Below are 19,445 nucleotides of genomic sequence, written 5' to 3' on the forward strand. Positions count from 1 at the left end.
CCAATTTCCACAGCCCCTGGATCTTGCAAAATTGGCACTCCATAGCGTCCGATGTCGCCAGAAAAAGTCAGTAAGCGTCCACCGACTTCAAGCAATAAAGACATTGCACCGAGAATATGACCAGCAACAACTTGGCGTAGATTCCAGCCAGGAAGAACTTGGAAATTTTCAATTGGCGGGTAAGCCTTGAGTAAGGGTAATACTTTTTGCGCATCTTGCTCGTCGTAAAGTGGTAGTGCAGGTTTATGTTTTGAAGTGCCAAGTTTGTTAAAATATGCGGCATCTTCTTCTTGCAGGTGAGCGCTATCGAGTAAAAGAATTTTGGTGAATTCAATCGTTGCCGGAGTGCCGTAAATTGGCCCCTTAAAACCATCCTTAACGAGCCGCGGCAAGTATCCCGTATGGTCGATATGCGCGTGGGTTAAGATCACGGCATCAATTTCACTCGGCGTGACTGGGAGTTTGCGCCAATTTCTAAGACGTAAATCCTTATGCCCCTGGAATAATCCACAATCGACTAAGAGCTTTTTCTTCTCATATTCGATAAGATACTTAGAACCCGTGACAGTTCCTGCGGCACCTAAAAATGTAATTCTAATCGCTGACATATGTTCCTTTAAATTTACCCGCTATGATTAATCTGCCCCTGCAGCAGAGAGTAAGTAAGCTTCGATAAATTGATTCAGATCGCCATCAAGTACGGCTTGCACATTTCCTGTCTCCGTGTTCGTCCGTAAATCTTTGACAAGCTGATATGGTTGCATCACATAGTTTCTGATTTGACTGCCAAAATCGATTTTTTTTCTTTCGCCGGCAATTTTTTCCAGCGCTTGCTTTTGCTTTTCTGTCTCAAGATCAAAGAGTTTGGCTTTTAAAAGTTTCATTGCGCGGGCCTTATTCTTATGTTGCGACCTTTCATTCTGACAAGCAACTACAATCCCAGTTGGTAGATGCGTCAGGCGCACTGCGGAATCGGTCTTATTTACATGCTGACCACCCGCACCGCCAGATCGATAAGTATCGATTCGTAAGTCTTCATCACGAATTTCAATCTCTACGTCTTCTTCAACGTCAGGTAAAACTGCAACAGAGGCAAAAGAAGTATGTCTTCTCGCGTTAGAATCGAAGGGAGAAATTCTAACAAGCCGATGCACCCCGCGTTCTGAACGCAGGTAGCCAAACGCGGAAGCACCTTCAATAAAAACTGTCGCACTTTTGATTCCTGCTTCTTCACCCGGGTGGAGATCTAAAACTTCTGTGGCAAAACCCTGACGCTCAGCCCAACGTAAATACATGCGTAGCAACATTTCGCCCCAGTCTTGGGCTTCGGTGCCGCCTGCTCCTGAATTAATTTCAAGAATAGCATTATGCGTGTCATGTTCTCCAGAAAGCATCTGCTCAAGTTCCAGCGCACGGAGCTTGCTTTCGGCATTAGTAATTTCCTGATTTGCTTCTTCCAGCAAAGCCGCATCTGAACTCTCGCTATAGAGTTCGAGTAAGGTGCTACAATCTGAAATTTTACTTTCGAGTACTTTAAATTTATCGATAATAGTACTAAGCGCAGATTTTTCTTTTAGAATTTTTTGCGCAGCTTCTGGATTTGACCAGAAATCTGGATTCGCACTTTCAGTTTGAATGAGATCAAGGCGTTTTTGTTTACTTGCCAGGTCAAAGATACCCCCTCAAGGCTTCAAGCCTTGTACGTAGAGAGTCGATTACATTGCGTAGTTCCGAGTCGGTAATAATTGATTGAGCCATAGTAGATAACCTTAAAGCAAATCAGTAACTAGTTCGTCAAAGAGCTTTTTTTCCTTGCGACGCATCTGCTGGGCCTTACTTTTACTAACTCCCACATGGTCGTAACCGTGCAAATGCAAAACCCCATGCACCAGTAAGCGTATAAATTCTTCCTCGTATGTAACTGCATAAGCTTTAGCTTGGCGCTTAGTGGTTTGTAGTGAAATCACGACATCTCCAAGGCAATTTCCAGCAAGCTTAGCCCCACGGCCTTCACGCAAAGAGAATGAGAGCACATCTGTCGGGCGATGCTTACCACGATATTCCGCGTTAAGCTGTTCGATCACCTTGTCCGTAGTTAAAAGAATACTAAGCTCTAAACCTTCAGATCCCAAGTCGCTTAAGAGTTTCTTTGCGATCTTTTGAATCCTCGCTTTTGTTAGCGGTGCCTTGACGTTCCCCTGTAGCTGCACCTCCACGAGCGTCTTTGACTTCACCTTCATTTGTCTTGCTGTGGTCAACTTGCGAACTTTCTTGCTGCTCATCGCGGTCCTTATTTCGCTTTTCAACAGGTTCTGAATACTCAATGCGCTTGTGATGGATGCCAGTCAAAACTCGTGTAAAACTTTTGGCAATTTGATGTAAGTCCTGCAACGTCAAGTCACACTCGTCTAACTGTCCACTAGAAAAAATATTATTGATCATTTTCTGCACCACACCTTGAATACGCGCCGGTGTGGGGTCACTAAGTGTGCGCACGGAAGCTTCAATTGAATCAGCAAGCATCAAGATTCCAGCTTCCTTAGTTTGTGGCTTCGGGCCAGGGTAGCGGAAATGCTGTTCCTCCACTTCTTCATCATTAGCAGCATCTTTGACCGCCTTGTCATAAAAGTACTTTATGATCGATGTGCCATGATGTTGCGGAATAAAATCAATTACAGCTTGAGGAAGTTTATGTTCCTTAGCCATTTCAACTCCATCTTTAACGTGCGCTTTGATAATCAAAGCTGACATCGACGGCGTAAGCTTATCGTGTCGATTCTCATCGTCGGCTTGGTTTTCTACAAAATACTCAGGCTTCTTGGTTTTCCCAATATCGTGATAATAAGCACCAACTCGCGCAAGTAAACTATTGGCACCAATTGCCTCAGAACCGGCTTCGCTCATCTGCCCCATCACGATCGAGTGATTCCATGTTCCTGGAGCGCCAACTGAAAGTTCCCGCAGTAGGGGATGATCGAGTGAAGAAAGTTCCAGCAATTTAATATCTGTAAGATATGAACCGAAATATTCTGCAACAGGTGTAAGCATTGCTCCAAACATTCCCGAAACCAGTCCACCAAGTAGAGCAAAAGCTAATCTTAGCGGCGCGTCTGCAGCATTTAGATCCCCGTCAATCATTAACGCTGAAAAAACTAGTACTAAGTTGATGGCTGCAACTTGAAGCCCCGCACGCAAGAAAGCGGCACGTCTTGACCAACGCTTAATGTTTAAAATTGCAGTAAAATTACCAAGACAAATAATGAGGGGGAGAATCCAGGTGCCCGGAAAGAACAAGCCTGAAATTAAAGTAAAGCAAATCACAAAAAATACGACACTAGGCGTACTTAAAGTTACCTGCAAAAGAATGCCCCCGACAGCAAGCGGCGCGGCATAAACTAAGTCCTCAGGACTGAGGGCCTTAAATGTTGAACTTAGCGCACGCCCTAAAACAACATGCGCCTCAAGCACTGTAATACTAAAAATTAAGACTCCGTATAAAAGCGCAAGATCGCGCAAGGTTGGATTAAAGCTAGACCAAACACTTTTGCAAAATAAATAGGTCACTCCAAAAATAATTGTGACCAGAAAAGTATAAGTAATTAAAACAATCGCTAGCGGCTCGGGAAGCGCACGAATTTCAAGCGTGGACTGAATCACGATAGTGATCAGTGTGACAATTACTGAAGTCACCACCACAAGCGCAGCTTTAGAAATCGCTTCTACATTTATCAGCGGCGTAGTATTAGTTTCGCTCATCTGCCTAATATTTCCTCGGCACGCTTCAATGCCGAATCAAGTTTTTCGGGGCTGCCACCACCGGCCTGAGCTAGGTCGGCTCGCCCTCCACCACGTCCACCAACAATCTTCACTAACTCCTCAGTTAGTTTCCCAGCATGTAGACGATCCGTCAAATCATCAGTTACAGCCGTAAGTAAGAGCACTTGCCCATCCACAACTGAGCCTAAGACCACGCAGCCACTCTGGATTTTCGTACGTAGCTTATCTGAAAGCTCACGCAGCTCCTTGCCTCCAATCGCCTCAACCTTAGAAATAATATACTTTCCGCCATGCGGCGAGTTTTGAGCTCTATCGGCAAGCTTATCTCCAAGCTCACTGCGAGAACGCTGACCTTGTCGCTCTGCGTCACGTTCAAGATCCCGCAAGCGAGCAGAAAGTTTGCGAATTCTATCTTCTAGTTCTTTTTCCGGTGATTTGAGCGCCAACTCTAGATTACGAATTAAATTCTGCTTACGTTTGCTATGCTTATAGGCTTCTTCTGCAGCCACAGCTTCGATTCTACGCACGCCGGCCGAGATACTGTTTTCGTTTAGTAAATAAAAACTACCAAGGAAGCCAGAAGCCTTGGCATGAGTTCCCCCACAAAGCTCTCGCGAACGTGGACCAATCTGCACAACACGCACCTGCTCTCCATATTTTTCACCAAAAAGAGCCATTGCTCCGCTCTTCTTAGCTTGTTCGAGTGAAAGCACTTCAGTCGTGACTGCATAGTTCTCTCGCATCCAGTGATTCACTAAATTTTCAATTTCCAATAACTCCGCTTCACGCAGCGGTTGGTCATGTCTAAAATCAAACCGGAGTGCTTGCTCAGAGACGCGTGAACCAGCTTGAGTGGCATGCACTCCTAAAACATCGCGTAAAGCAAGATGCAAGAGGTGCGTGGAAGAATGGTGAATTGCAATTGAACGGCGCCTCTCCCCGTCAACTGTGAGATGGGTTTTTTCGCCAGCTTGGACTTCACCTTCAACCACGCGACAAATATGCACAATTGTGCCTGCAGCGGTTTTCTGAGTATCAATTACATCTAAGGCTGCCCCGCCATCAGTGCTTAAAAACCCCGTATCTCCAACTTGCCCGCCACTTTCAGCGTAAAATGGCGTTTCGCGCGTAACAATTACAACCTCGCTTCCTGGTTTTGCATTTTTAACTTCGCCGTTAACATCAAACAAACCAGAAATTTCAGATTCATATTCCAAAAATTCATAGCCAACAAATTTTGTCGGCAACTCTTTAACTGAGCGCTGAATCACTAACTGCGTCTCCGAAGCACGCGCGGCACGCGATCGTTCACGCTGCACTTCCATTTCACGGCTAAATTCTACCCCATCAACCGTCAATCCATGGTTACGTAAAATGTCTTCGGTTAAGTCCAGTGGGAAGCCGTAAGTATCATGCAATTGAAAGGCAGTTTTACCTGTGACAACTTTTGCCCCAGCTTGTTTAGTGTCTTGAATTGCTTGATCGAGTAAAACCAATCCTTGGTCTAATGTGATTGAGAATTTTTCTTCTTCAGCCTTAACTAATCTGTCGATTTGAGTTTGCGCCGCCTGCAACTCCGGATAAACTCCACCATAGGTTGCAACCACTTCAGTTGTAACTTTAAATAGAAACGATTCTTTAAATCCAAGAATACGACCATGTCGGCAGGCACGGCGCACTAAACGTCGTAAAACATAACCGCGCCCATCGGCCCCAGGGCGCACTCCGTCAGCGATTAAAAAGGCAATCGCTCGTGCATGATCGGCAATCACACGAAAAGCGCAATCGATATCGTAATGCGAATTATGCGCACGTTCATAATTTTTACCATCGTAATGCTTGCCGCAAAGTGCCTCTGTGCAGGAAATCAAGCGGCGAAATTCATCGGTATCATAGTTTGAACGCACACCTTGTTTCACCGCAGCAATACGCTCAAGTCCCATGCCTGTGTCGACTGCAGGCTTAGGTAAAGCTACTAGCTCCCCATTGGCGCTACGATTATATTGCATGAAAACTAGATTCCAAATTTCGATGTAGCGGCCATCGGCTTTACGAAAATCATCTTCACTCTGCGTTTTTAAATCAGTGCCAAGGTAATAGTGAATCTCTGAACACGGTCCACATGGGCCAGTCTCACCCATGGCCCAGAAATTATCTTCCTTGCCGTATTTTAAAATACGCCCAGGTAAAACATCTGTTGATTCACTCCAAAGCTTTCCTGCCTCATCATCAGATTCATAAATGGTAATCCAAAGTCTTTCTTTATCAAGCTTAAGAGTTTCTGTTAGAAATTTCCAAGCAAAGATGATTGCATCCTTTTTGAAATAGTCGCCAAAAGAAAAATTACCGAGCATTTCAAAAAAGGTATGATGTCGCGGAGTACGTCCAACGTTTTCAAGATCGTTGTGTTTGCCAGAAATACGTAAGCACTTCTGACAGGTCGTAGCACGAACATATGAGCGAGGATCGGTTCCCAGAAAGCAATCTTTAAATTGAACCATTCCGGCATTTGTAAAGAGTAGCGTCGGGTCACCCGCCGGAACGAGTGTTGAACTTGCAACAATCGTGTGATTGGCATTGGCGTAAAACTCTAAAAATGATTGTCTAATTTCAGATACTTTCATAGAGCTTTATCCTAACGGAAAAACTTATCAAGGTGAAGCTCGTAAAACTCTTCGAGGTGATTAACAACGATTGTTGGGTTAGCCGCCACTAAAATCTCGGGTAAAATACCCCCCGTTAAAACTGCAATTCTATGAGTAATTCCAATTTCTTCAGCACTCTTAATATCAGCTGGAGTATCCCCAATTAAAAGCACAGCCTCGGCCTCAGTTTGATACTCTGCACAAATTTCTCTAAGCATCTGGCGCTTATCGGACCAATGCAAGTCGTCTTCAACTCGGGTTACGATGCGCTCAATATATTTGGGGATGCAGGTATGTTGGAGGGTCTCAAGCACATGCTCTTCTGGGGCAGTGCGCGCTGTAACAATTACCTGCGGAATTTGCCGGTCTGCGATATGGCTTAAAATCTGCTCGGCTCCTGGTAAGACTTTTGGTCTTGGCACTTTCGAAAAGTCAAAGTGCTCCCAAAATTTTTTCTCGAATTCAATGCGCTCCTGCTCTTCAATAAAATGAAAAAAGTTAAAACGCTCAAAGCCGTGTTGCAGGATCTCACGGGTAATATGCGGCATGGCTAATTGCTGAAAGATGCGCTCCGACTCGCTCAATAAAAAGTCGTGGTGAAACTCAATTAGCGTTCCATCAAGATCGAAAATCACCAGCTTAATCATGAAATTGCACACGGGTTGGAATAGTTATTATTTGTGGACTATGCCCAGTCAATCGAAAAAATTTAAGCAAATCAGCTCGAGCTAATACTAATGTGCTGGTATTGACAAGTGGATGACACAGTAAGGCATCATTTTTCCACAAATCAGCGTCGATAATCACTTGCACGTCAAAATTTGCATCATGCAAAACACCAAGTAAGGTCACAGACCCAGGCTCAAGCTTTAAATATTTCATGAGTCGGGCAGGTGAAGCAAGCCTGAGCCCCGTACAGGCTAAAGTCCCAGCTAGTAATTTGAGGTCAACACTTTTCTCATAGCCAACGGCGACAAGAAAATGCTTCTTTCCTTTATCGTCACAGAGAAAAAGATTTTTAGTTTCTGCTCCAGGAAGTCGTGGAACGTGCTGTCGGGCTTCTTCACAAGTATAGACAGCTGGATGATCTACCCTGAGGTAGGGGATTTGGTGAGTTTCAAGAAATTCATAAATCATACTCTTCTTGTGTTTGATTGTAACTTATTGTGCAATACTCGGACTTGCTGGGCTACTTGACTGGCAAGCTAGTTCGAGTTGCTGGGCCTGGTTAAATTGATAAACTTCAAATTGCTGTTTTGAGCTTGTCCAGACAAGTCTTGATATTTTTTGCAAATGCTGTCGTGCAGTGGGCACTAACTCATCTTTTGTTCGATCCCAAACAAGATAATCTAGCTTATATGCTTTGAGCAGTGAACATAAATCAGGCCGCATCACATCCGTATAACCTTCAAGACAGATTTGACTGCGGTAGAATTTATGGATCGTCCAAGTTACAGAAAAAATATCGCCCGGAAGTGGAATATATTTTCTGCTAATACAAGGCCAAAAAAGCTGCGGCTTACCAGAGAAGATCCAGCCCGCTAATAGTTCCCGGCGAATCAGATCTGCGCCAGTCATATTACTAGAAACAATCCAAAGCTGGTGTAAGCTGTGTGCTCCGGTAAACAAATGCAATTGATTTGGTAACTCATCCCAGCTGAAATATTTAGGGACACGATCCGTATAGGGTTTAGAAAAACTTAATACGGCAAAAACATCGCTGCGTTTGTAATTGGCATTAAGTTCACTAATCAGTTCTTCAAACTGAGAATCTGCGATTGCCGAATCTAACATTTCACGACTCAAGGCATAATTCCCAGCAGAAAACGCAAAGAACAAATAAATCCCCACTAAGTAATTACTAAATCGAATTCGTGAGAATAAGAGCGAGCAAACTAAACTAGCAATCAATCCTGAATTTAGTGGTTGCAAGTATAGCTGGACAAAGCGAAATGGTGATAACACTTTGCCCAATAGTGGCTGCGTATTCATCAACAGTAGTTGCGAGACATAGATCGTCACAAACAGCATAAATGTAGTAGTTAACAGCCGCTGACGTCGAAAGACAAATGCTAGGAAGATTGCTAGCAACGCACAAATCATAACTTCAGATGAAAAATACCAATACTGCTTTAACTCGATGAACTTCCAATCACGACGAGCGCCGTGTCCTGCAAGTAATACATAGAGTCCAAAACTAGCAGTACAAAGATGCGCAAAAATAAATGTTCCAAGCAATCGAGTTACATTTTGCAAAGAAGTTATGCCGGCACGCCAGTCACGACATAAAGTGATACAAATCATCGAAAAACAGACAAGCGACACTGCTAACCAACTAAAAAAATATAGATAGATTAGTAGTCCAGTCGCAATCGCAGCAAAAATGAGATTTGACTTGCGATCTACTAAATCAAGGCAGGTTTTAAGTGCAAAATAAATGGCAAGTCCGTAAACTGGATAACTTAATTGGGTATAGAACCCCCGCAGAATTGGCAAACACGCTGTGTATCCTACGGGAGCATTAATCAGATGTGGGAATATTTTCTGTAAGTGAAAATTTAAATACTGATCAATCGAGAGCTTCCACGGCAAAACTAAGCTGAAAAAGGCCCCTATTTCTGCCGAGATTAAGTCCCTTGCAAGTAAGCGAAAAATTAAAACAAAAATATAAAATGAAAGTGCGGCACAAAATAAATCTAGAAAAAATCCAAAGATTATTGGCGTAATCCCTAGTTTAAGTCCAAGCGCCCCAAGCAAATCTATTAGTGCATGCGGCTCATTGGCAATAATTTCACCAATCCCAGGAAATCGATCATATTCGTAAAAAATCGAATCCGGACTACGCCCTTGAGAGATATCATAAGCACGCTTCAAGTAGACTGTTTCATCGGCATCGCTGATTAAGAGGCGAGAATTGAGATGTCCATTAATCACCAGATTAATGCTTCCCCAATTAACGATTAATGCAAAAACTATTGCACGCAGTGCCAGCCAGCGATCAAAACGCAGATTCACTTTATCTCCTTTCGCGTTCAAGCACAGTCAAAATTTCAACATATGCCGTCTGAGCAAACATATCAAAAGGAATTATTTCCTTAACTTTCCAGCCGTGTTGCGACATAAAAACTACATCTCGAATAAAACTTGGCAGATGGCATGAGATCAATAAAATTTTACCAGCAGCAGACATGTTCATCGCAACTTTACCCAGCCCACTTCGCGGTGGATCGGCAATCACTGTTGCGCCAAAATGAAACTTGAGCTCGTCTTTAACAAATTTTTCGACTGTAGATTGAATAAACTTCAGTTGCTTACCAAGCTTAAAACGAATTACATTATCAATTCCTAAATCAACAAGTCGCTTTTCTACTTCAACTGCAATTACAGCATGGCCCTGCAAGGCAAGTGGTAAAGAAAAATTGCCTGCACCTGAGTATAAATCAATAATTTGATTGGTTGAGTCGGCTTGAATGCGTTGTAAAACCGCACTTACCAACGCAGAATTAATTTCCCAATTGACTTGAGAAAAAGCACCGGGCGGGAGTTCCACAATTTTATCTCCTGCGGTAGGAATCTCAAGACGCACAACACTACTACCGGTTTGCGCAACTACCGTTTCCCCTTCCAGCACTGTTGCCCCTGTAACATCTGCCTTTACATGTGAAAGCAACTTCTCAACTTCTTCACGCGCAATCCGCTTAGCGAGATAAAATATAACATGCACACCTTCAATTCCTTGCTCTAGCGCAACGCGAATAATGGCTCCAGCATAAGACGACAAAATATTTTGCAGCTTCGGCAACAGGCGGTTAATATCAAGGGTTGCTACAGCGCAACTTTGCACGGTCACCACTGTTCGAGAATTTGGTTGATAAAACCCAAGCTGGCCTTCCTTTGATAAATGCAGAGTCACGCGTCGGCGGTAGCCGTATGGCGGACTTGCTACAATTGGCGCAAGCAAACTCGACAGATTTTCTGCCCCGCGAGCTTTCAAAGCAGACTTAATCATCTCATACTTCCATACCAACTGTGCTTGATATGAACCATGTTGAAGTTCACAGCCTCCGCACTGCTGATAGTACGGACAGACTGGACTAATACGTTGTGGCGAAGGCTGATCAATTTCAATCACTTGCGCTTCTAGATAACTTTCGCAACGCTTGGTTATGCGTGCATGAACCTTCTCTCCAGGTGCAACGTAAGGAATAAAAACCTTCATGCCCTGCTCAGGCTGACTTGTTACTTTACCAATGAAAGCTCCACCGACGGCTAAATTTTCAATCTCAGCAGTTATTTCGCTTGTCACTTAGAGGATGCTCCGCGGTAAATTGTCCAGGCTCTGCTTGAGTAATTGCAATGATTTCTCGGCACAAAAATCCCTAAAGGCCCTGCGCTCAAGTGGCTGAAGCAAGCTAAAAGTTTCAAGACAGTGTTGCGAAGCTAAGCCAAAACATACAGTGCCGATAGGCTTATTCGCAGTGCCACCCGTTGGTCCTGCAATCCCAGTAATTGAAAGTCCGAAATCTGCTCCAAGAATTTGACGCACATTTTGTGCCATCGCAGCTGCCACTGCTTCACTCACCGCTCCATGAGCGCTGAGTAAGTCTGGCGCAACACCTAGCAATTTGCTCTTAGCATGATTACTATAAGCGACAACGCTACCAAGAAAAATTGTCGATGCGCCGGAAAAGTCAGTCAGTAGTTTTGCGACAAGTCCTCCCGTGCACGATTCAGCAGTTGCAACTGTAAACTTCTTATCTGCTAAGCCTTGTACCACAGACTTGAGCAATTCCAGACTAACTGACATTAGGCTGCCCCAGTTTCAATGCAACGTGGGTTTGTAAATAATGCTCTAATGTTTTAATCACTGCGTCGCGATAAGCGTCATGAATACGCTGCGCTGCATCAGTAGTATCCATTAATGGCAAGTCCATGCTCATTGGGTTTACATATTTCCCGTTATCGAGGAAACTAAAATGTAAATGTGGGCCAGTTGCTAATCCAGTCATGCCAACTGCACCAATGACTTCACCACGTGAAACCTTATCTCCTTTTTTTAGGCCAGGAGAAATTTTCGACAAGTGTAAATAGCCTGTTGTGTATCTGTCATTGTGTCGGATTAAGACCATATTTCCACTTGCCCCTTTGTATGCAGCAAAGTCAACAACTCCACTAGCGACAGCACGCACAGGGGTGCCAGTTGGAGCTGCAAAGTCGATACCGTTATGAGGGCGCAAGCGCTGCAAAACAGGGTGGAATCGTGCGGTTGAAAATTCACTGGAGATGCGCGTAAATTTCAAGGGATAGCGTAAAAAACCATTATCAAGGCCACTACCTGACTCGTCAAAATAGCGTGCGCGATTGTCCTTACCAACATAGCGGATGGCGACACGTCGCTTGTTTTTAACTTTAAAGGCCGCTGCAAGTATTGCACCAACTTGTTCTTCTTCACCATCTTGATTCAGGCGTGCTTGATAAATCACAGCAAAACGATCTCCGACTTGGAAGTCTTTTCTAAAGTTAATGCGGTCACTAAAAAGATCGACTAAATCGTCAACCACATCATAAGAAACACCGGCATTTTTTGCTGCACCTGCAAATGAAGGAAACTCACGACTAATTGTTCCAATCAGCACACGCTCGTTAAAGCGCGGTTCAGCTGAACGAAATGTATGCTTAAACTTGCCATTTTTTTCGCGAGAAAATACGACTAATTTATCTTCAGCGACGGGAATTGAAAAAGCGCCAACTAGAGTTGAATTTTGCGCAATTTTGATGCGCACTTCGCTGCGTTTTGTCTCAGTAAAAAATTCGGGATATTTTTTACTGAAACCTTGCCAACTGCGCTCTGCACTTTGTGCATCCTCAAGATTTAATCCTAATTCCTCAAAAACTTTTTCCAACGACCCGTCTTTTAAGACTGAAGTAATAAGTAGTGAACTGTCTAGGGGTTCAAGCTCTGGAGTTAAATACTGATCAGTAAATAAGATTGTCGAATCCGGTTGAATTGCCGCAAGAGATTGCGGCTCTTGCGCTTGAAAAAAATAAACTATGGATGCAATGCAAAGCAACAAAATTGAAAGCACCCCCGCAAGTCGCAGCAAGTGATTAGGTTCTTTGAGCTCACCTTTTACAGCTAAGCTCTGTTTGAGAGCATTCGATCTAGATCCCACTATCGATTGCACTTCAGAAGTGATCGCATTTTCTTTAGGCACAGCATTTCCTGGCGAGTACGGCATAAGGTGGTGTCTTTATCATAAAATTACGCTATTAATGAAGCGTGTCTCAGGTGGAAAATAAAAAAAATATTGGTAAAATCCTTGCACTTGACGTCGGGGATAAGCGTATTGGACTTGCCTGTTCGGATGCGTTAGGCCTGACAGTGCGCCCGCTGGGCACTATAAACCGTAGGGATTCTTACACCAAACTAAAAAAACTGATCCAAGTAGAAAAAATTTCTAAGTTACTGATTGGATTACCTTTATTACTCGATGGGTCCGAAAGTTTACAAACTAAAAAGGTAAAAAAATTTACAGCTGAGTTAGAAACTTTTCTTGCTCAAAACCAGATAAACCTTGTAGTTCAACTTTTCGATGAACGACTGACTACGGTTGCAGCCGAGGAATATATTCTTGGTGCTGGACTGAAAAATGAAGACCGGCGTAAGCGTTTAGATGAAATCAGCGCCTGTTTACTGCTTGAAAGTTATCTTAAACAGTAGGATAAGTGAAAATATAGCTGTTGCGCTTCAGACACACCATTTAGAGTTAGTCTATTTCGCGTAACTGATGTTCAGGCACTACGTATTTATTATGACAGCACAGAAATTTAATATTTACCGCTTCTTTTTCTTAGTTGGCAGACTGAGCATCTATCTGATTCCTTTTATTTTGAGCATTTTACTTACTGCTGCTTTTATGCGGGCAACACTATACGAGCCAGCAAATCCAAAATCTCAAGAAATTTTTTCTTTCATTGTTGAACGCGGCAGTAGCGTCAAGAAAGTCGGTCAAGAACTTGTGCAACAGGGCTTGGTCAAAAAGACTTGGACTTTTCCTTTGATATATCGCATGCACGGTCAACAACAAAAAATTCAAGCCGGTGAATATCGTATCTCACCAAGCATGACGCCACTTGAAATTCTGGAAAAATTCATCGAAGGTGATGTTGTGTACTATGGGGTAACTATTCCCGAAGGCGCAACTATTAAAGATCTACCTGAGCTCCTCGAGCGCACAACTCTAGTCTCAAAAGATCAAGCAAAGAATGCAATTTACAACAACAAGCTCATGCTCAAGTATGGAATTACCTCAAATTCCTTTGAAGGCTATATTTTTCCCGACACTTATCGTTTTACACGCCCAACTACTGCTGAGGAAATTATCACCAAGGCAATCGAAACCGGGAAAGGAAAAATCACCAATGAGATGGCCTCGCGCTGGATTGATCTAGGATTAATCTATCACCAAATTCTGACCCTTGCTTCAATCATTGAAAAAGAAGCGGGCAACCAACAAGAGAAGCCAAAAATCTCGTCAGTTTTCCACAATCGACTACGCATCGGTATGCCGCTGCAGGCTGACCCCACAGTTATCTATGGTCTGCCAAATTTTAATGGCAATTTAACTAAAGCCGATCTGCAAACTCCCGGACCATACAACACCTATTTAAATACAGGCCTTCCTCCAACTCCAATTTGTAACCCTGGCTTAGAATCGATTAAAGCGGCACTTTACCCCGAGGACACAGAGTATTTATATTTTGTTGCCGACGGCTCAGGTGGGCATAAGTTCTCTGCAACACTTAAGGAGCATAACAAGGCAGTACAAGAATACTTACGGATTTTGCGAGGTGATAATTCTCCAACTCCAGTCGAACAGGAACAAGAAAAAGAAAAAAAGGAGCCCGAGAAAAAGCCCGAGGTAGTTTTACAAGAAGCTCCTACCAAGAAACCCATTGCCCCAATTATCACAGCGCCAAGCAAGAAGCCCGCTTTGAGTCAAATTGACCCGATTAAAAAGTCCCCTGGTCCTGCAGGAAATCTTCCTCCAGCTCCCGCCCAGGGGCCAAGTATCGAAGACGTATTACGTGCACAATAATGGGTCACTCTAGCAAAGACCAGCTGACCCCCAGACTCGCAGTTTTTGATATCGACGGAACATTAGTTGATAGCAGGGGGCATATTCCTGCTTCAACAAAATTCGCGCTTAAGCTCTTACGTGAAAGCGGAGTGCAACTAGGCCTAGCTTCAGGGCGCCCTGCATTTTCAGCAAAAGAAATTATTTCTGAGTTAAAAATTACAGCTCCTTCATCCTTTTTTTCAGGAGCGTTAGTGATCGATCCTGTCACTAATCAGGAGTTGCAAGCAAAGTATTTGGAATCAACAGAAGCTCTAGAACTGCTAGAACTTGCGAGAAAGCAGAATTTATACTTTGAGCTTTATTCAACAACTAATTACTTCACAGATTGCGAAAATGATTACTCCAAAATGCATCAACAGTATGGTCTTCCTCGGCCACAGTCGATACAACTTGAAAAAATACTCCAGCAGTTAGACACAACAAATTTAAAATTAATTAAAGCTTTATCAATCGCCTGCAATAGCGAGGAGCGAGAGCGACTTCTTCATTACAGCCAGCAGTTAAGCAATTTTTCCGTAGGCATTACTCCAGGCTCTTTGCATCAAGGAGTAACATTCCTCAACATCACTAGCCGCAAGGCTAACCGCTCAGCAGTATTCGATTTTATCCTCGGACAGACCAATCTTCGACCCGAGGAAGTTATCGCTTTTGGCGATGGCCTACAGGATTTAGAATTCATCTCGCGAGCAGGATTCGGCATTGCACTAGGAAACGCACAGGAAGAACTCAAACAACATGCTTGGATGGTGACAAAAAGCGTTGATAATGATGGGATTTTCCATGCCGTAAAAACAATTTTACGCAATAATTTCAATAAAATAGTATAGCCATCGTCATAAGAAAAACCTGCATAATAGCTATACGGTAGCAACGTTGTGACCCCACGAGAGTTATTAAATCTGGCCCAAGGACGCATTAAATTACGCTTAGTAATTGAGCGTGGGTTACTGCTCTTAACGCCACTCTGCCTGCTTTTATTGGTTTTCATGCTCTGGGAAATCGACCCAACAAGTGCTCTCGTTAGTAGCCTACTGGCGGTCCCAGTAATTTTCTATTTTCTGAAGCACTGGATTGGGCTTTCCGACAAAAGCCAAACTAGTGGCTCAAAAATACTAGATACAATACTGCAGGCGAAAGACCGTTTTCAAAGTCTTAGCGACTTAACATCAACTCAGCACACAGAAGAGCTCGCCTATATAGACCGTGAATTGCAAGAACTAAGCGGCAAGAGCGCCGTGATTGAGCAAGTCAAAACTAAAATTAAAATCACTCCAGGAAGGAAACCGCTTCAATCAGCACTTTTTAGCCCAATTTTAATTGGGCTAATTTTACTACTTCCTTCCCCGCCCCAGCTTGGGCTGACTCTTGAGCGCCGTGCGCATCTAGCAAAAGAGTTAAAAGAACTGGCAGAAACCCTAGAAACCAAAGCCCCTTCGATTGCGGAGAACTTAACAGATTTAGCCGATCAGATTGAAGCCGGTTCAGAAAATTTGCAAACACTGAATGCTAAGTTTGACAAGCTTGAAAAGCAAATCGAAAACTTAAAGCAAGCTGAAGAAAACTCGACTCTAGAAAAGCAAACTAAAAAAGAAAAAATCGACCTCAAGGAAAATAAAGAAAAAGAAGATCAAAGTCAGGAAAATTCAACTCCAGAGCAACAAAGCAAACAAGAAAAAGAAGATCAAGAAAAACACTCTAGTGAAAAGCAGTCTGGCGCAGAGCAAGCTGAAGAAAAACAATCCCAGGAAAATTCAAAAACTGCTCAAGCACAAAGTAACAAAGAAGAGCAGCAGAAGGCAGATCAGCAAAAGTCTGACAAAGAATCAGCTCAAGAAAAATCAGCCGAAAATCATTCCGAGCAGGAAGCGCCAGCTGATAAGCAGGCTTCAAGCGACAAACAAGATCAAAGCGGCCAAGGGGACGGGGATTCTCCTTCCGAAAGTGGCAAAGAGGGGAAGGAAGCACAAAAAGCTAAAGACAATAAAAAGGGAAGTGGAGAAGCAAACAAAGAAAATAGTAATCAAACAAAAGAAGCTCCGCAGAAAGGTTCAGCTGGAGATGCCCAAGGTGGCAAGGAAGAAGGTGTCAGGAAATCAGATCAAAGCAAGCCAGGTCAAAGCAAGCAAACTGAGTTTAGTGCTGCACAAGAAAAATTAAGTAGCATTAAAGAGGAACTTAATTCGAAACAAAACGAAGAGGACAAAAAAAATAAAGAGCCGAAGAAAGATCAAGGGAAAAAGCAAGGCCAGGCAGAAGATCAAAACAAGCCTGGAGAACAAGAAAAAAGTCCTCAAGAGCAAGGTCTTGGAAGCAAGGAACAAGAAAAGCAGGGGCAAGAGAAACAGGGCCAAGAAAAACAGGACCAGAAAGAACAGAGTCAAGACAAGCAACAAAATCAAAACAAACAAGCTGGAGAAGACTCGGCAGAAAAAAAAGCTGCCGAAGAAAAAGAATCCAGTGATAAAAAGCCTGACGAAAATAAACCCGGCGAAAGTAAACCCGGTGAAAGTAAACCCGGCGAGACTAAAAACCCCACAGCAACCAAGGACACAGAAGATCAGACAAAGCCAGAAGCAAAAAAAACAAGTGAACAAGCAGGGCGCCCGGGAGACGATCAATCACTCGAGCAATCGAAGAGTCAACGTGAGCAAACAGCACTCCCTGATAAAGAAGCTCTTGAACTTGGACCTTTTGGTGGTGGAGAGGCTGGGCAACTGGACACCGGATCTAAGCAAAAAGACAAAGTAGAAATTCCTCAGACTGGACAAGAAAAACTTTTACCTTACGGGACAGATGAAAAGACACGTAGCCTTGCAAAGGAGGCTGAACGCTCAAAAACTGCACTTGGCACAGATGCCTTCCAAAAGCCAGAAATTTCCCGGGGCAAAGAAGAACAACCAATTCCTTTAGAATATAAAGATATCCTATAGCATCTGCGATAGGTTTTGTTTTAGACTGAGTGCGGAAAGATATAGACATTATGAGTGAAACACAACAACTCGACTCGCAAATTAAACATTTTTCAGCAACAGTTAAAGCAATTGAGACTAACCTAAGTGTTATTTTAGTTGGCATGGATGAGATTGTGCGCCTAGCCTTGAGCGCGCTTTTTGCTGGGGGGCACGTGTTACTTGAAGGTGCTCCTGGGTTGGGTAAAACATTACTCGTTAAATCAATTGCTAAATCGCTTGGGCTTTCTTTCAATCGCATTCAATTTACTTCCGATCTCATGCCCTCAGATATTACTGGCACTCAGGTTTTAACTGAAGATGAGTCTGGGCGTCGCAAATTTCAATTTAAACAAGGTCCAATTTTCTCCAATGTTATCCTGGCCGACGAAGTCAATCGTGCTGGGCCAAAAACCCAGTCAGCTTTACTTGAAGCAATGGAGGAAAAACAAGTCACTGTCCTCGGAACAACTTACAAACTGCCGCAGCCATACTTTGTCCTAGCTACGCAGAATCCGATTGAACTTGAAGGCACATATCCGCTACCGGAGGCCCAGCTTGACCGCTTTTTATTAAAGCTGCTGGTCAGTCCACCCAATGCTCAAGCTTTAAAAACTATTTTAGCTCGCACAACTGGAGCACAAACTCCTGAAGTCCAGACGCTCTTTACTCCAGAAAAAAGCGCAGAAGAAATTATTGCACTGCGTAACCTCGTGCGTCGCGTTGTTGTCGCCCCGCACCTTGAAGATATTCTTGTCGGGGTGATGTTCTCGCTTTCTCCAGGAAATCCAAGTGCACCCGATCTAGTCAACCAATATGTGCGCTTTGGCCCTGGGCCGCGTGGGGCACAAGCAGTGCTACTTGCCGCAAAGGTGCAAGCACTGCTTGATTCGCGAATTAATCTTTCTTACGAAGATATCAGTAAAACTTTATTGCCGGCACTAAGACATCGCTTAATCTTAAACTATCAGGCTGATGCTGATGGGGTTACTGCAGATAAAATTCTCGAGGAAGTTCTTAAAAGTGTCGCCTAATGGAATTTTCTACAAACTTTCTTCGCAGTCTTGAACAATTAAAAATTCATACACGTAAACTCTATTTAGGCACCAGGCAAGGCATTCACCAGTCATCACGTCGCGGCTTTGGCTTAGAATTTGCGGATTTTCGCCCCTATACTCCGGGTGATGATTTTCGTGCGATTGATTGGGGGGCTTATGCCCGCAGTGACAGACTCTTTGTTAAAGAGTTTCGCGAAGAACAAGACATTAATGTTTTAGTCATCGTTGATGGCAGTGCTTCGATGAACTACCCCAACCAGGAAAGGAAATTCGAAACCGCACAGTTTCTGGCGCTCTCATTGAGTTATGTTGCCCTTGCAGGTGGCGACACAGTGAGTTATTGCCTGTCGGGAATCAAGTCAACTCCCCGCTTTCGCGGTCTGCGCTCTTTTGCACGACTGAAAAAAGAAATTGCAGGCCTAGATCCAAAGTTTAATGGTCAACAAGTAAAGTTTATTTCGCATGCGCTTTCTCAAATCCGCACCCCGGGGAAGTGCTTTTATATTTCTGACCTACTCTTTGACCCCAAAGAAATTGCTCAAACTATTGACTTAATTCTTGGGCGCAATTTCGATCTTTCGCTGATTCAAATTCTTGCCCCTAGTGAAATGACGCTTCAGCCAGACAAGCTCCAGGGTCCGCTACTTGATAGTGAAAGTGGGGAGTTGAGCATAATTTTTCCCGATGCAAGCTCAAGCGCAGAATATGCCAAGGAGCTTAATTTACATTTAAGTGAAATCACCAAACTAACTGCACAAAAAGAGTTAAGGCATTTACTAGTCTCAAGCTCTGCAAATTTGGAAGATATTGTGCTGAAAGAACTCCCCCGTGTGGGTTTATTAAAGTAATCTCTGTAAAGATATTTTTGGATTAATA

Annotated in this window: 17 protein-coding genes; 6 read left to right on the plus strand and 11 right to left on the minus strand. The window is 43.5% G+C overall.

The genetic code is table 11. From position 1 onward, the window contains the following. From JNK13_06615 to JNK13_06665, 11 genes are all read right to left on the minus strand, one after another. Positions 1-608: MBL fold metallo-hydrolase (locus JNK13_06615; GenBank protein ID MBL7662406.1), on the minus strand; the 608-nt coding region annotated here is incomplete at its 3' end. 27 nt (positions 609-635) lie between these two features. Further along, a protein-coding gene (gene prfB, locus JNK13_06620) for a peptide chain release factor 2 (GenBank protein ID MBL7662407.1) occupies positions 636-1,758 on the minus strand; the annotation gives its coding sequence in 2 pieces (ribosomal slippage) (positions 636-1,670 and positions 1,672-1,758; 1,122 coding nt in all). Between the two features lie 11 nt (positions 1,759-1,769). Then, positions 1,770-2,210 (minus strand): rRNA maturation RNase YbeY, encoded by a 441-nt coding sequence (ybeY, locus tag JNK13_06625; protein MBL7662408.1) that lies wholly within the window; start codon positions 2,208-2,210, stop codon positions 1,770-1,772. Beyond that, positions 2,122-3,756 (minus strand): HDIG domain-containing protein, encoded by a 1,635-nt coding sequence (locus JNK13_06630; GenBank protein MBL7662409.1) that lies wholly within the window; start codon positions 3,754-3,756, stop codon positions 2,122-2,124. The genes ybeY and JNK13_06630 overlap by 89 nt, the downstream gene beginning before the upstream one ends. After that, complete coding sequence (gene alaS / locus JNK13_06635; GenBank protein ID MBL7662410.1) at positions 3,753-6,401, minus strand: alanine--tRNA ligase; 2,649 nt, start codon at positions 6,399-6,401, stop codon at positions 3,753-3,755. The genes JNK13_06630 and alaS overlap by 4 nt, the downstream gene beginning before the upstream one ends. Before the next feature lie 11 nt (positions 6,402-6,412). After that, complete coding sequence (locus JNK13_06640; GenBank protein MBL7662411.1) at positions 6,413-7,069, minus strand: HAD family hydrolase; 657 nt, start codon at positions 7,067-7,069, stop codon at positions 6,413-6,415. Next, positions 7,062-7,559 (minus strand): prolyl-tRNA synthetase associated domain-containing protein, encoded by a 498-nt coding sequence (locus tag JNK13_06645; protein MBL7662412.1) that lies wholly within the window; start codon positions 7,557-7,559, stop codon positions 7,062-7,064. The genes JNK13_06640 and JNK13_06645 overlap by 8 nt, the downstream gene beginning before the upstream one ends. A gap of 24 nt (positions 7,560-7,583) precedes the next feature. After that, entirely contained in the window at positions 7,584-9,437 is a 1,854-nt protein-coding gene (locus JNK13_06650) for a hypothetical protein (protein MBL7662413.1), read from the minus strand. A 1-nt stretch (position 9,438) separates the two neighbouring features. Then, on the minus strand, positions 9,439-10,728 hold the full coding sequence (gene rlmD, locus JNK13_06655; GenBank protein ID MBL7662414.1) for a 23S rRNA (uracil(1939)-C(5))-methyltransferase RlmD: 1,290 nt from the start codon (positions 10,726-10,728) through the stop codon (positions 9,439-9,441). Then, positions 10,729-11,229: a CinA family protein gene (locus JNK13_06660; GenBank protein ID MBL7662415.1), complete on the minus strand. Its 501-nt coding sequence runs from the start codon at positions 11,227-11,229 to the stop codon at positions 10,729-10,731. Beyond that, positions 11,219-12,637 carry a peptidoglycan DD-metalloendopeptidase family protein gene (locus tag JNK13_06665; protein MBL7662416.1) on the minus strand — a complete coding sequence of 473 codons (1,419 nt, stop codon included), beginning with the start codon at positions 12,635-12,637 and terminating at the stop codon, positions 11,219-11,221. Before JNK13_06665 ends, JNK13_06660 begins: the two co-directional genes overlap by 11 nt. A 74-nt stretch (positions 12,638-12,711) precedes the next feature. Between JNK13_06665 and ruvX the strand changes: the two genes are divergently transcribed. From ruvX to JNK13_06695, 6 genes are all read left to right on the plus strand, one after another. Next, on the plus strand, positions 12,712-13,143 hold the full coding sequence (ruvX, locus tag JNK13_06670) for a Holliday junction resolvase RuvX (protein ID MBL7662417.1): 432 nt from the start codon (positions 12,712-12,714) through the stop codon (positions 13,141-13,143). A gap of 91 nt (positions 13,144-13,234) precedes the next feature. Continuing rightward, positions 13,235-14,521, plus strand: a complete 1,287-nt coding sequence (mltG, locus tag JNK13_06675) for an endolytic transglycosylase MltG (protein ID MBL7662418.1) — start codon at positions 13,235-13,237, stop codon at positions 14,519-14,521. Next, positions 14,521-15,390, plus strand: coding sequence for an HAD family phosphatase (locus JNK13_06680; protein MBL7662419.1), 870 nt, complete (start codon positions 14,521-14,523; stop codon positions 15,388-15,390). Before mltG ends, JNK13_06680 begins: the two co-directional genes overlap by 1 nt. Before the next feature lie 48 nt (positions 15,391-15,438). Next, positions 15,439-17,493 carry a hypothetical protein gene (locus tag JNK13_06685; protein ID MBL7662420.1) on the plus strand — a complete coding sequence of 685 codons (2,055 nt, stop codon included), beginning with the start codon at positions 15,439-15,441 and terminating at the stop codon, positions 17,491-17,493. A gap of 50 nt (positions 17,494-17,543) precedes the next feature. Beyond that, positions 17,544-18,545, plus strand: a complete 1,002-nt coding sequence (locus JNK13_06690) for an AAA family ATPase (GenBank protein ID MBL7662421.1) — start codon at positions 17,544-17,546, stop codon at positions 18,543-18,545. Continuing rightward, positions 18,545-19,417, plus strand: coding sequence for a DUF58 domain-containing protein (locus JNK13_06695; GenBank protein ID MBL7662422.1), 873 nt, complete (start codon positions 18,545-18,547; stop codon positions 19,415-19,417). The genes JNK13_06690 and JNK13_06695 overlap by 1 nt, the downstream gene beginning before the upstream one ends. Positions 19,418-19,445: the final 28 nt, after the last annotated feature.

The organism is bacterium, from assembly GCA_016786595.1.
Lineage (GTDB): Bacteria > Bdellovibrionota_C > UBA2361 > SZUA-149 > JAEUWB01 > JAEUWB01.